Annotated in this window: 12 protein-coding genes; 2 read left to right on the top strand and 10 right to left on the bottom strand. The window is 49.0% G+C overall.

Features of this window, described 5'->3' with window-relative positions:
• Window positions 1-113: 113 nt before the first annotated feature.
• The 4 genes from F4V51_RS02440 to F4V51_RS02425 all read right to left on the bottom strand — a co-directional run bounded on the left by F4V51_RS02440 (window position 114) and on the right by F4V51_RS02425 (window position 4280).
• On the bottom strand, window positions 114-1133 hold the full coding sequence (locus F4V51_RS02440) for an NADP-dependent oxidoreductase (protein WP_153976700.1): 1020 nt from the start codon (window positions 1131-1133) through the stop codon (window positions 114-116).
• Between the two features lie 258 nt (window positions 1134-1391).
• Window positions 1392-2141: a type I methionyl aminopeptidase gene (map, locus tag F4V51_RS02435; RefSeq protein WP_095291747.1), complete on the bottom strand. Its 750-nt coding sequence runs from the start codon at window positions 2139-2141 to the stop codon at window positions 1392-1394.
• Window positions 2142-2660: 519 nt separating this feature from the next.
• Window positions 2661-3479, bottom strand: a complete 819-nt coding sequence (locus F4V51_RS02430; protein WP_236146681.1) for a serine/threonine protein kinase — start codon at window positions 3477-3479, stop codon at window positions 2661-2663.
• 144 nt (window positions 3480-3623) lie between these two features.
• Window positions 3624-4280, bottom strand: coding sequence for a MerR family transcriptional regulator (locus F4V51_RS02425; RefSeq protein ID WP_153976699.1), 657 nt, complete (start codon window positions 4278-4280; stop codon window positions 3624-3626).
• Between the two features lie 492 nt (window positions 4281-4772).
• Between F4V51_RS02425 and F4V51_RS02420 the strand changes: the two genes are divergently transcribed.
• Window positions 4773-5726, top strand: coding sequence for an L-lactate dehydrogenase (locus F4V51_RS02420; RefSeq protein WP_153976698.1), 954 nt, complete (start codon window positions 4773-4775; stop codon window positions 5724-5726).
• 131 nt (window positions 5727-5857) lie between these two features.
• Here F4V51_RS02420 and F4V51_RS02415 read toward each other — a convergent pair whose 3' ends face one another.
• A complete protein-coding gene (locus tag F4V51_RS02415; RefSeq protein WP_153976697.1) occupies window positions 5858-8566 on the bottom strand; it encodes a PAS domain S-box protein in 2709 nt (902 codons plus the stop codon).
• Between the two features lie 542 nt (window positions 8567-9108).
• Here F4V51_RS02415 and F4V51_RS02410 point away from each other — a divergent pair.
• Complete coding sequence (locus F4V51_RS02410) at window positions 9109-9531, top strand: DapH/DapD/GlmU-related protein (RefSeq protein WP_236146680.1); 423 nt, start codon at window positions 9109-9111, stop codon at window positions 9529-9531.
• Window positions 9532-9626: 95 nt separating this feature from the next.
• Here the strand turns inward: F4V51_RS02410 and F4V51_RS02405 are convergent, their stop codons facing one another.
• The 5 genes from F4V51_RS02405 to F4V51_RS02385 all read right to left on the bottom strand — a co-directional run bounded on the left by F4V51_RS02405 (window position 9627) and on the right by F4V51_RS02385 (window position 14281).
• Complete coding sequence (locus F4V51_RS02405; protein ID WP_153976696.1) at window positions 9627-10361, bottom strand: ABC transporter permease; 735 nt, start codon at window positions 10359-10361, stop codon at window positions 9627-9629.
• Between the two features lies 1 nt (window position 10362).
• Window positions 10363-11079: an ABC transporter permease gene (locus tag F4V51_RS02400; protein WP_153976695.1), complete on the bottom strand. Its 717-nt coding sequence runs from the start codon at window positions 11077-11079 to the stop codon at window positions 10363-10365.
• The gene (locus F4V51_RS02395) at window positions 11076-11990 is read right to left on the bottom strand and encodes an ABC transporter ATP-binding protein (protein WP_153976694.1); all 915 of its coding nucleotides are present in this window, start codon (window positions 11988-11990) and stop codon (window positions 11076-11078) included. Before F4V51_RS02395 ends, F4V51_RS02400 begins: the two co-directional genes overlap by 4 nt.
• Window positions 11991-12089: 99 nt before the next feature.
• A complete protein-coding gene (locus F4V51_RS02390; protein ID WP_153976693.1) occupies window positions 12090-13601 on the bottom strand; it encodes a sensor histidine kinase in 1512 nt (503 codons plus the stop codon).
• Complete coding sequence (locus F4V51_RS02385; protein ID WP_153976692.1) at window positions 13598-14281, bottom strand: response regulator transcription factor; 684 nt, start codon at window positions 14279-14281, stop codon at window positions 13598-13600. The genes F4V51_RS02390 and F4V51_RS02385 overlap by 4 nt, the downstream gene beginning before the upstream one ends.
• Between the last annotated feature and the right edge of the window lie 23 nt (window positions 14282-14304).

Here is a 14304-nt window from a genome sequence, read left to right as displayed (position 1 = left end):
TTACGCGACGAAGTCAAAATAAAAGACACGTTCTCGGCATATAGGAATGCGGAACGTGTCTTTTTGTTGTTTATCTCGCCTTGCTTCCAAGGCAGAAAGGGTAATGCGTGATCTTACTCGGGGTCTGCAACTTTCACCAGCTGTTTACCCAGGTTATCTCCCGAGAACAGTCCCATAAAGGCTTCCGGTGTCTGATCAAACCCTTCCACAATGTTCTCCTCATATTGAATGAGGCCTTCCCTCATCCATTTGGCCAACTTGGCGCGCCCTTCCTTGAAGGACTTGGCATAGTCCCCCAATAGAAAACCTTTCATCAGCGCGGTATTCGTCAAAAGTAACGTCTGTGGTCTCATGCCGATGTCCGGCTTCTCCAAATTGTAGGACGAAATCTGCCCACACAGCGGAATACGCGCATTTCGATTGATATGTCTGAGCACTGCATCCGAGATGTCACCGCCAACATTATCGAAATAGACATCCACGCCGTCCGGACATACCCGTTCAATCGCTGCGGACATGTCACTCTCCCGCTTGTAGTTGAGGACCACATCGAACCCGAGCTTTTCTTTCAGATATGCGCATTTTTCGTCAGAACCTGCGATTCCAACCACTCTTGCTCCGACAATCTTGCCGATCTGACCGGCAATCATACCAACGGCTCCCGCTGCGCCGGATACCACCACCGTTTCGCCATCCTTCGGTTTACCGATATCCTCCATGCCAAAATAAGCCGTCAGGCCCGTCAGGCCAAGGGCACCAAGATAGGCTGTAAGGGGCGCTTCCTCCGTATCGATCAGCGAAAGATCTCCCGTATTGACAGCCGCATACCGCTGCCAGCCCCACATGCCGGAGACGAAGTCACCTTTGCGCAGATTGGGTTCTGACGAGTCCACCACTTGTCCAATCGCCCCACCTTTGATCACTTCATTCAGCGCGTACGGAGGTGCGTAAGACTTCGTATCCTTCATACGGCCACGCATATAAGGGTCAACCGACAAATATAATGTACGCACCAGAACCTGTCCTGCTTCCGGTTCAGGGAGCGGAGTATGAATGAATTTGAAATTATCCCTGGATGGTGCACCTTCCGGACGGGATGCTAGTACGATCTGTTCATTTCGAGACAACTTCATGACCTCCTTGTTGCCAGTGGCCTGCGTATAACCCTTATCATCGTATATGTTATACCACCAGCACAATATGTTATCTTATCGAGCATTGGCACATAGCTGATCTGGAAGCCACCGTTAGCAATTCAGAATCCCAAACGATGCTCTTTCGTATCCCATATGCCAAATACTGACTCTTAATAGTTTAAACCGAAACAGGCGGATCACAAACGTGGGCCGCCTTGAAAACATCAAATTCATTCTATTGCTACAGTTAATTCACTATTCCTGCGCTGTCAAAATTACAGGACCATCTGCTGTGATGGCAATGGTGTGCTCGTATTGAGCAGACAGGCTTCCGTCCTGCGTACGGGCTGTCCAGCCATCCGCATCCAGCTTGCTCCGGTACGTCCCAATGTTCAGCATCGGCTCAATGGTAATGACCATGCCTTCTTTGAGGCGGGGACCACGATGCGGTGGACCATAGTGGGGCACCTGTGGTTCTTCATGCATTTTCTCGCCAATGCCATGACCGATAAACTCACGTACGACAGACAAGCCCTCCCCTTCAGCATACGTCTGAATAGCATGGGAAATATCACCGATCCGGTTGCCAACTACGGCAAGCTCAATGCCTTTGTAGAGGGACGTTTTGGTGACATCCAGCAGATGCTGGGCTTCCGGTGTCACTTGACCCACTGCATAAGACCACGCGGAATCGGCCAGCCAGCCATTCAGATTCACGACCATATCAATCGTAACGATATCCCCGTCTTGCAGTACGTATTTTCCCGGAAAGCCATGACAAATCACGTCATTTACAGACGCACATGTCGCATATTGGTACCCGTTGTACCCTTTTTGCTCCGGTGTTGCGCCATTTTTCTTCATAAAAGCTTCTGCGAACTGGTCAATCTCCTGGGTAGTGATCCCTGGACGGATCATTTTCGCAATCTCTTTATGGCACGCGGCAAGAATCTCGCCTGCTTTTTTCATATTCTGTATCTGCTCTTTGGTTTTTAACGTAATCATTCCAACTTCTCCTGTCCGTTATGATCTTATCCTGTCTTCTATTGTAACGCGAAACGCACAAAATAAAAAATTCGTACAATCGGTAAAGCACCAACATCCTATTATACGCCAACCTCGTGTGCAATGAATACCACATTCCCTAAAAAACACGAAACCCTCCTCACCAAGGTGCGTATATGCTTAAAACGGTTGAAGAAGAAAGGATGATTATCCATGTTCAAAAAAATTATTGGTAAACTCATTGATTCCAAATCTTCATCTCACCGAAGGCGCTATAGCTCCTCGGACAGACGCTCCTATAAACGCTACAGCAGCTCCTCAGGCAAACGAAGCTATAAACGATATTCATCGTCCGATATGAAATACAGGGATAACCGCCATGGTTCCGGTTATTACAAAAGCAGAAAATACAGCTCCAGTTAATATGGTGCTGCAATGATGATATATGCCAATAGGGGATGTTCAGCCAGCCGTATCTACGGCAGCAGAACATCCCCTATTGGCGTTTCCGATTCACTTTTAATAGGAATCCAGCAAACGTTTGATCTCGGCCTGTAATTCAGGCGCACCTTCTGTGTATCCCGGGCGAAGCCCCAGCAGTCTCTCCAGCATGTGGTGCAAACCAGGCGTAAGCTTCAGCTCCTCCTGCCAGCTTGCAGGTGCCTTGCCCTTCTCCGGCTCATATGCCGAGTACAGCATAAACAGAAGAAAGTGTCCCAGATCCTGCAGATCCTGATCAGGTGCAGCCGGCTCATCCTCCGGCGTGGGCAGTTCCCGCATTCTTCGCTTCAGCTCAGGCAGCAACGGCTCCCCCATACGCCGCGCCAGACCGAAGTCAATCAAATGTACACGCTCATCACGCAAAATAACGTTGGGTATGCGCACATCCCCATGGATATATCCCCGTTCGTGAACATGGAGCACAGGCTCCAGCAGTTGTAGAGCCAGTGCCAAGCATTCCTGCTCTGTATATTTATGCCCCTGTTCAAATATACACTGTTCCAGCGTCTCTCCCCGGATATACTCTGTGGAAATGCAGCTTCTCCCCTTATATATAAATGCATGGAGCAGCTTCGGGATGGCCGGGTGATCCATCCGGCTCATCACGTCCGCTTCCCGTTCCAGCAACCGGGCAGAAAGTCTGCCTTTGCTTGGCTTCGATTCCTTTAACGCCACTTCCTCGCCATTCAATTCGTCGATACACAAATAGGTGAGTCCATAACTCCCCATACCAAGCAGCTCCTGGATTCGGTAACGTCCCGAGATCAGAGAACCTTCCCGCCGGGGACGGTCTGTCCACAGACCCACCAATCTTTGCCAGCTTCGTTGCAGCTCCACTTGTCCTCCCACACCGGCGACTTCTGAACTTCACGCGACCCTTCACAGGCACGTTCGAGCAGCCGTAACAGCCAGTTTTCTTGTTGTACTATGGAGCTTATTATATCAGGCTGCCTGCACGAAATCACGGCAGCCCCTCTGCCATCACGCTTCCTTGTGTTTTTTGGGCAGCAAGCCAAAGAGCATACGCAGCGAAGTCCCTTTCGGTTTGCGTTTACGGCCCTGGAAGCTGCGCAGATTGGTGACCAGTTCACGATCCCGTTCTTCCTCCAGCTTCTCATTCATCCATAGACGCTGCTTCTCCATCTGATCCTGAAGAGCCGTATGCGTATCTGCAAGCTGTTTCAGCGTTAACTCCAGTTCATCCACCCGCTGCTGGAGCATTTGCACACGATCATCCTGTGGCTCGATCATCCCGAAGGTCACTTCATTCACAAGCTGACCCAGACCTTCATAGGACCGGAGATGGCCAGTCGGCTCCGTTTCTTCAGAGAGTACGGCAGGCAGCACGGCTGCTGCACATTCCTTCTCAGAAGTTATCTCTACGTTGCTCTCTGGCACATTCGGGGAAAGGACCGTCACCACGGCATCTGCAAGCGGCAGGTTATGCTCCCTCAGCTCCGTCATTAATCGTTCAATGCACTGAATATCGTCCGATCTGAACAATCTGGACTTGTTGGCGGAACGCTCGAATCGATATCCCTGTTCCTCAAGTGCTGCCGCATATTTACGAAGAGTACTGGCTCCTATGCCCAGGCTCTTGGCCGTTTCCGTCGTTGCTCCAACTTCTTCAATCATCATTATTCCCTCCCGGAATGAAGTCTTTTGAATTCGAAATGGTGGCTTCAGCGTTCCCTTCTGGAACTGTCATCGGATCGGGTCAACCTGTCTCATGAACAAATCGCTTTTGTTTAGCTTGCCATAGGTATTCGTCAACGTCTGGCTCGATCCCTTTGGCGGTTTTGTTCTGTTTCTGCGGATTCATAAGAACTTTTGTCACGTGTGTTATTCGTAAAAATCTCTCCTATTCCGACATGGAGGATGAATCCTGTCACGTCGAATGATGCTGGTGCAGACGCCGTCGGTTTATGAAAACAGGATATTCATGTCAATTTTGTTAACTCCATTACTCCAATACGCTCCCGCGACAGAGGATATCATTGCTGCACTGCTTTTCCATGTGTTATCTTATGTAACGTAGAAACGGATTTCGGCATAAATTAAAGGACTATACTTAACATATGGCTTGAAGTCAGGACAATTACATGATTAGGATATGGGGGTTGAACGACAGTGTTAGGCAAATCAGGTAAAGTGGCGGTCATCGGGGCGGGTCTTGTAGGCTCAAGTTGTGCATATTCCATGATCAATCAGTCGATATGCAGGGAAATCATGATGGTGGATCGGACGTATGACCGTGCTGTGGCGCAGGCGCTGGATTTCTCGCATTGTATGGATTTTACACATAATCGTACCAAAGTATATGCCGGGACATATGCAGATTGCGGAAACATGGATGTCATTGTCCTGACTGCAGGAGCCAATCCAAAAGCAGGCCAGACACGCCTGGATATACTGGAGGAGGCCGAATCGATTGCCAAAGACATCGTACTCCCCATCATGAATAGCGGATTCAACGGTATCTTTGTCGTCGCTGCCAATCCGGTTGACATAGTAACTTATATGGTATGGAAGTTATCCGGTCTTCCGCGTGAGCGTGTCATCGGTACCGGGACCTCCATTGATTCCTCCCGTCTCAAAACGCTGCTATCTGAAGTGTTCTCTATTGATCCGCGCAGTGTGCACGGATATGCTCTCGGGGAGCATGGGGAGTCCCAGTTCGTTGCCTGGTCCCACGTGACGATTGGAGGCAAGCCGATCATGCACATTATGGAGCAGCATAAGGAACGCTTCAAACACCTGGATCTCGACGACATTGCCCGGAAAACCAAAGATGCCGGATGGGAAATCTTTACCCGCAAAGGTTCCACCCAATTCGGTATCGGCAATGCACTGGCTCATATTACACGCTCCATCCTTAATGATGAACACAAAATCATTGCCGTCTCAGCCATTCTGGAGGGGGAGTACGGTCAGAGCGGCGTCTGTGCAGGTGTTCCAGCCATTATCGGAGGAAACGGAATTCAGGAAATTATCGAACTGAATCTGGACGCTTCCGAGCGTGAGAAGTTCGAGCGTTCCTGTGAAATATTATCTGGCAACATTAATCGCCTGACCTTGGCGTGATTGTAATTGTTCCGTCAGCCTTACAACAGACTCATTTCGGAAATCGAAAAGCATGAACAATCAAACAGGCCAGCGACCTCCTGCTAGGAGAAATCGCTGGCCTGTTTGGATTAACAACTCAGGGTTATATTTTAATTCGGTGCCAGCTGAGGCTGATCTGTCGGCCCCCATTGCTGAAGCACCCGCTTCAGCTCACTGAGCATCACCGGTTTACTGATGAAGTCACGCATACCGATCTCAAGACAAGCTTCCTTGTCTTCCCGTTTGGCATTACCCGTTACGGCAATAATCGCCGGAATGCGATCCTGTGGAATCAGACGGTGTACCAGATCGGTTGCCTTGAGCCCGTCCATGACCGGCATGTGAATATCCATCAACACAATATCATACGAATTCTGCGAGATGGCCTCGATGGCTTCAACTCCGTTGGTACATACATCTGCTTCATAGCCAAGCTTTTCCAGATACTCGGTCAAAATCTTCCGGTTCACCGGGTGATCCTCTGCTACCAGAATCCGCATGGCCACCTTGTCACCTTGACGTGTGCGGTCGTGACTGAATTGACGTGCTGTGTCTTCTGACGCGTAATCTACACTTGTTGCAGGTACGGCAAAACGGAACGTTGATCCTTTGCCGTCCTCACTCTCCACGCTAATACTACCGCCCATAATCTCCACAAGCCGCTTCGAGATGACAAGACCAAGTCCTGTACCTCCATACTTGCGATTAATGACCGGGTGCAGCTGGGAGAAGGATTGGAACAACTGATCCAGCTTGTCCGCAGGAATGCCGATCCCGGTATCCTTCACTGCAAAATCAAGCACGCTATCTTCTGGCTTTCTGCCCTTAATAATATCCACATTGACATCAATGCTGCCCTTGTCCGTAAATTTCAGTGCATTACTGACCAGATTGACCAAAATCTGACGGATACGCATGGCATCCCCCACCATGAACTCCGGAATGGTGGGATTCAGGCGATACCTGATCTGCAGCTGTTTCTCGTCTGCCCGAGGTTTAAACAGCTCCGCCACCTGTTCCAGCATTTTGCGAAGAGAGAACGGTTCGTATGCAAGAGCCATTTTACCGGACTCCAGCTTGCTGAAATCCAGAATATCATTCAGAATATTCAGCAGCGCATCCCCACTCTCCTGAATAATCTGGGCATATTCCCGCTGTTCTTCCGATAGATCGGTTCCAATCAGCAGTTCAGTCATGCCAACAATTCCGTTCATCGGCGTGCGAATCTCATGGCTCACCATCGACAAAAATTCCGACTTGGCCTGCGCTGCAAGCTCAGCCGTCTCCTTGGCGCGGACAATTTCTCGCTCTCCGGTTACATCATTGAACACAATGACAACGCCCTGGATCTGCTCCTGATCAATAATCGGCGTAACCTGGTATTCCACCAAGAAGCTGCTGCCGTCCTTGCGCCAGAACACATCTTCCTTGACGGAGCGCCCTTTTCCATCCATCACCGTCATGTGAATGGGACACTCTTCTTTGGGAAAATAACTTCCATCCGCACGGGAATGATGGATAATCGGATGGGCGCTTTTACCGATAAATTCTTCTACTTCATAACCAAACATGGAAGCGGCCGCCGGATTCATAAACATGGTGACCCCTTCTGCATCCAGACCATATATGCCTTCTGTAACGGAATTCAGAATCAGTGCATGCTGCTTGCTGAGCTCCTGAATTCGCTCCATATACTCCTTGCGTTCCGTAATGTCTGACAATATTCCATATACTCCAACCAATTCCTGGTCGACGATAATAGGCACATTAATGATGGATGCATCGAACTTCCTGCCCGAGGAATTCACAATGCGAGTTTCATAATGCTGAGGTTTCCCCTGCTTCACCAGCTCAAAGTAGGTTCTGCCGCGCCCTACCTCACATGGATCCAGATTGGACAAAAACGATTGTCCGATAAGTTTGCTGCGCGGAATATCCAGCATTTTGACCAGATTTCGATTCACCGCACTGTACTTGCCTTCCAGATTCAAGGAGTACACCGCAGCCGGATTATGCTCGAACAGGGACTTGTAACGCTGACGACTCTCTCTCAGGCGTCTGTCTGCATCCTTGTGCTGGGTAATATCCCGGCTTATGCTTACAATCTGGACACCTCTTCCCCTCTCTCCAGCTACAGGCTTAGCCAAAGTTTCCATCCAGATGTAATGCCCTTTTTTGTGCCGGACGCGCATCTTGCAGCCATTACCAATCTCGGATAGTACCATCGGGTCAGGGAAATCTCCGGGATAACAATAATCCTTGAAGGACTTGCCCGTCACCTCTTCCGGCTGATACCCAAGCAGAGGATACACAGATGGAGATACATAGAGCAGCTCGCCATCCAGCGAACTTGTCGTAATGAGGTCTTGAGCATGTTCAGCAAGCACCTGATACTTTTCTTGCGTCTCCTGGAGTTTCCGCTCCACTTCAACGATCTCCGTTATATCTTTGGCAATGCCATAGATGCCCACAACCTCTTCTCCTGCTGTAATGGGCACGTAGGTGATCTCAGCCTGTCTTACAGAACCATTCTTATGATAAAACGTGATGTTGTTACTGACTGAACGGCCAGTAAGCACCTCACGAATATAGTCCTGCCTCGACTGTTCACTCTCTGGCGGACAGACCTGACCTGGATGGATGCGCATCAAATCATCGAGCGTATATCCAGATATACGCTCTACGGATGGATTGGCATCGATATAGTTTCCATGGATGTCCATCACATATATGGCATCCGGGTGATTAAAAAACAGTGATTGGTAAGAACTACCTTCAGAAATAATCCGCTTCAGGGTTTCCGTTTTATTAATATCCAAGGCTTACCCCTCTTTTCTCAGCCTGTATCTTCTTCTAACAATTCATTAACGTCATTTATAGTTTAAAGCTTCTACCCACGAATAACCAAGTAAGGCTGCATAGAAACAGCTTTTTTTATTTTACCAGATTCCAGTCTCACTTTGCTTACAATCTGGTATAAAAATTGCAATATTTCAAATTGAAAAAGTTGGAACCTTCCCTTCTTTGCTTCAAATCAACTTCTAATCGGGTCCCCTTTCCCAAAATTGCATTTGAAAATATGGATATTAGTTACAACGTCTTAGATACATTTTGTATCGTTTTAGCTATAATCGATACACAAAGAGCCTACCTGTATCAATATACACGTACTTAATCCAGTACGAAGTAGAACAGGACGTGCCTAGTTATGGAGAGGATGGAGATCATGCTGCCTAATCGAGTTAAAGTTGCTTATGGAAAGGTAAGAGGAATGGCCTTATTTGGGAGGATACAGCCTTCTCTCAGGCTTCTACCACGAATACGAGGCAAGGTTTACCTGAATAAATTTGGTGATCTCCATGTGGGCAAACGACTTAATATCATTGGAAAGCCCTGGGGAACACAGCTGACGGTTGTCAAAGGCGCTAGATTAACCATTGGGGATGATGTCATGATTAATGCCGGGGTGGGGATTGCTGCCAATATCGAGATCTCCATTGGCAATAACGTCATGATTGGACCAAGGACAAGCATATTCGATAGTGCCTATCACCGGATTGACTCTCTGGATGACGGCAGCAGCATGGCCAAAAAAATTATCATTCATGACAATGCCTGGATTGGAACTGGTGTGTTGGTTCTTCCAGGAGTAACAATAGGAAAAAATGCCGTTGTTGCTGCGGGAAGTACGGTTACCAAGGATGTACCCGCCAATACATTGGTTGCCGGAACACCCGCAAAAGTAGTTCGTGAACTCACCATACACGAAGGTTGGTTGAGGTAATAAAATATCCCCCAAGACCACACCCGAATACATACTCGGTTGACGGTCTTGGGGGATCTTGTCTGATGAAGATCAGTTTTAAACATCACACCATCTTAAATTTCCTTTTTTCTAAAATAGAGAATGCCCATAAGAATGAACAGCACTGCACTTCCTCCGACTACGGTAAGGAGCGTACCAAGCGGTACATTGTAAGCCCCGAACCCTCCGCCATCCGTTGGTGTCATCAGCAGCATGGGCTGAGCCCAAGGATAGAATGGGCCGATTTTCGCCGAGTTCACAATCAGTATGTTCGGTACCGTCAAGGCAAAATTCAGAGCAAGGGGTGCTGCAAAGCTGCTCCATATCAGGGAAACCAGCATTTGCAGTCCGGCAAGGGGCAGGCAGGCGAACAAGCCGAGCAGCAATTTGCTGATAATGAACGACCACGGCACAGGCTCGGTAAGACCCTGAATCCAACCTGCCAGCAGAATGGATATCAGCAGCAGCACTTGGGTGCAAAGCAGCAGCAAAATGACAATCGTCAACTTGCCTGCATAAACGCCTGTCCGGGTGAGAGGCAGCACCAGCATTTGCTTCCACCCCCCACCAGCATGTTCGAAGCGGCAGACAAATGAAGTGAATACCCCCGTCAGGATCGGCATGAGCAGCATTCCATGCAAAAAGACCATGGTTCCCATCAGAACTTTCCACTGTCCTGATGGCTCACTGAGCAGCCCAATAAGCAAAGCTAACAATGGACTCAGCAGAATCAGGAGCCATACGGGTGATTTGCCCATTTTCAGCCGTTCGGAGGACAGGATTCGGAAATACGTCGCAGCAAAGTTCATCCTAAGCCACATCCTTCCGGCTGAAATGCATCATCCCAAGCAGCATAATCAGAATCCCTGCCGCCAACCCCATCCCTACGTACATGAATGGATTCGGCCCATTCCATGCCATCTGTGCCCAAGCGAGCGGGAAGATTGGTGAGATGCTAAGTGCGAACATGCCTGTGATTGCAAGGACAATGCCCAAGGTCACCGGAAGTGCCTGATTTTTGGCAACCATCGTTAGCCACAGTTCAATGGATAGTACAGGAAGTGCCCCGGCCAGCGGCAGCAGACCCAGCTTGAATGCTTGAATCCATGGAATGTCTCCGGCATTGAAGCCGAACACGAGGCCCAGAATCACGATTCCGGCAGTCAAAAGAAGACAAGAGATCACAAGCAGTATACACGCCAATAAGAACTTCGCCAGATAAACTGCTGGTCTCGGAATCGGCATGGCCAGAAGCTGCTTCCATGAACCCTGCTCATGCTCAACATTCGCAATCATGGAGCTCAGTATCGTTGCGCCAAGCATTAAAGCTAACGGTACAAAAACAACCACATTCTCCAGAAGCCCATTCCACAGGTTATCCCCATATATTCCTTTTAAATAATCCAGACGGAGTCCAAAGTTCAGTGCCTGCATTAAGGTAAGTCCGATGGGTGCAAGGAAGACAAGAAACCAAATGCCTTTTCCACGAATTTTGAGCCAGTCCGACGATAATGCACGCCCCGTCATACCATAGCCCCCTCACCAATGACCCGCATGAAGAGGTCTTCGAGAGACTGTCGGTGCTCCTCCACCCGGTAAATGGCGTGGTCTTGTTCAACCAATCTGCGTACCAGCAGCGCAATCGCACTGTTGTCCATATATGGGAATGTCAGCTCAGAGCCTTGACGCTGACCGAATTGCCCTTGTTCTCTTGCCAGCTTCATGGCTTCTTCCGGCTCGGAAACAATCAATCGGATAGAGCTGCCAGTCTGGCTGTGCAGATTTGCAATGGTATCCTGAAGCACCATTTTGCCTTCGCGAATAATCCCCACGCGGCTAGCCATCTGCTCCACCTCACTGAGCAAGTGACTCGATACCAATACCGTAATGCCATGTTCCAGCGGCATGCGTTTAATTAACTCACGGATCTCCTGAATGCCGGCCGGATCCAGTCCATTCGTAGGTTCATCCAATATCAACAGTTCCGGCTGACCCAGCAAGGCACTTGCAATCCCGAGTCTCTGCTTCATTCCAAGTGAGTACCCTTTAACCGCGCGCTTTGCATCCCTCGTCAGATCGACTATGGACAATACTTCAGCAATTCTGGATTTGGGTACATTCAGGATCCGCCGCAATGCCTCCAGATTTTCGACTGCATTCAGATGTCCGTAATATGACGGATACTCTACGAGCGAACCAACACGGCGCAGAATATCCATGCGATCCTTGCGAATGTCTTTATCGAAGACACGAATGACCCCTTTTGTCGGTTTGATCAAGCCCAGCAGCATACGAATGGTTGTTGTTTTACCCGCACCGTTGGGTCCCAGAAAACCGTAAATGTCCCCCTTCTTGATATGCAGATCCAATTCGCGAACTGCCGCCCGATCCCGATATGTTTTCCATAAATTAGCCGTTTGAATAATGTTATCACTCACTGTTTAATCACCTCGGATATCATCGTAACCGTCCAAGGTTAAAACTACAGTTGTCCGAAGTTTAAGTTTAGTTTAAATCGTGCTGGGTCAGACCTTAAGTCAATATATAAATATCTGAACTCCTTCGGATGAGCTATCCACCTTTTTACGCAGGCCCATCTCGCGAACGAGCAGATCCACAATGGACAGCCCGAGACCTGTACCTTTCGCCCCCACCTCTTGCTGCATGCCCGGACCCTGATCCCGAATAACCAGAGCTGTTCTGTCGTGAATTCGTTCAGTGGATATGCCAATGTATTTTCCGTCTCCTGCATACCGAACCACGTTCTGAAACAGGTTATCCAGAATACGACGCATGCCCTGTTCATCCACGTTCCAGATCAGCGGCTCATCCGGCAGGTCAATATCGATGGCGAACTGCTCTTTCTCCCATACAGGGTACCATGCCGCGGCCGTTTCCCTGACGATCCGGAGAACATCTTTCTCTTCCAGCTTCAGCGTGTACTTACCACTCGCAAGCAGATTGTACGATAACATGTTATCAATAAGTCCGCTTAGATCATCCATCTTGGACTCCATGCGTGACAATGAACTGATGCCCTTATCGCTGAGCGCTTCCTTGTGAAGAGCATGCATATGCCCACGAATGACCGTGAGTGGCGTACGCAAATCATGGGAAAGTCCAGCAATGAGACGTTTGCGGAACTGTTCCTCCTCACGTTCCCTATGACGGCTTTCGGTCAGCTGATACACCATCTGATTGAAGGAGTCTTCCAGCTGACCGATCTCGTCCGATCTGCGAATATCAACAGGAAGCGGAATACCTTCTTTACCTGGCGTAATCATGGCTGTCTGCAGACGGATCAACCGTTTGCGAATCCGTGCAAAAAACAGAATGGACATCACAATGAAGAACAGAAAAATAATCGTCATTAGCAAACCAAGATACAGGAGCTCCATCGGCCAGTTGCTCTGGGATTTTTGGAGCAGATATCTCGGCACTTCAATGACCATGAAGCCTTTTCCCTTGTCCTGATTGCCTCCACCTATAAATGAAACGACGGTTAACGGGTCACGGTAGACGGCCTCCTTCATGAATGCCATCGTGTAGGAAGCATCCCATACTGCGGGAATGCGGGTTTCGACCTTCTTCTGATCACTCAGCGGCCATTTCAAAGTAGTCAGGGTTGAGCCATTTGCCGGAGTTTCAACTACTTCTACACCCTCACCTCCAAGTATAAAAGCGGTTTTCCCATTCTCATCCACTCTGTACACTGAAGATTTGGGATACTTGGCATGTAACTGCTTCATGCGATCGTCGATCTTGGCGGGTGCTGCCTGACCCAGCTTCTTCGATTCATTGGACCAAAGATTGCTTATGTGCGTAACGTCACCGTAAGGAGCGGCGCTGCTCTTACTCACGTTATTAACGACTAGGACATAAATGAAAGATGTGATCGGAAGAACAACGGGGACGAACAAAACCGCACACAGGATCAGAAGCATATAACGGGACATCAGCGAGCGGCCGAATCGGAGCTTTCGTTGTTCGTTCTTCTTTCCTGCGCTCTGTTCTGCCCGATTCTCTTGCTTTCTGAACCGCCTGATCATGGTTTCTTCACACGGTATCCAACCCCGCGTACAGTTTGAATAACCGACGGATTGGCCGGATCCCGTTCAAGCTTTTCGCGCAGATGGCGAATATGTACCATTAATGTCTTATCCCCATCCAGATAAGGCTCGTTCCAGACAGCCTCGTAAATCTGTTCTTTCGTACGAATCATGCCCATATGCCTGAGCAGGTAGGCGAAGATGTGAAATTGTTTGCCCGATAAAATGATCTCCTCCCCGGTCTCCTCATTGACGATCCGATTGTCCTTCTCATAGATGGACAGGTGATCCAGCTTCAGGGCAGCATCGGACGAAACGGTAGTTCCTGCCTTGCGCAGCTGTACTTCAATGCGTGCAGCGAGCTCATCAGGGTGAAACGGCTTGGTTACATAATCATCGGCAAAATCAAGCCCATGCAGCTTGTCATCGATGGATGTTCTGGCCGAGAGCATGACGATGGGCACGGAAGGATGTTCCTTTTTCATCCGCTGTCCTACCGTAAATCCATCCAGCCCAGGCAGCATAACATCCAAAATAATCAGTGAGCAGCCCCCGGCAGCTTCTGCTGCACCTTCACCGCTTCCCAGCCATATTACCTCATAACCGCGTTCCTCCAGGTCAGCTCTGACCCATGTCGCGATTTCTGTATCGTCCTCAATGTATAGCAGTTTTGTTTTCATGCGTGGATTCGTTTCCTTTCTGC

It is taken from the genome of Paenibacillus xylanilyticus (assembly GCF_009664365.1).
GTDB lineage: Bacteria > Bacillota > Bacilli > Paenibacillales > Paenibacillaceae > Paenibacillus > Paenibacillus xylanilyticus_A.
The sequence above is the reverse complement of the archived record's forward strand: the minus strand, read 5'-3'. Positions and strand labels throughout refer to the sequence as shown.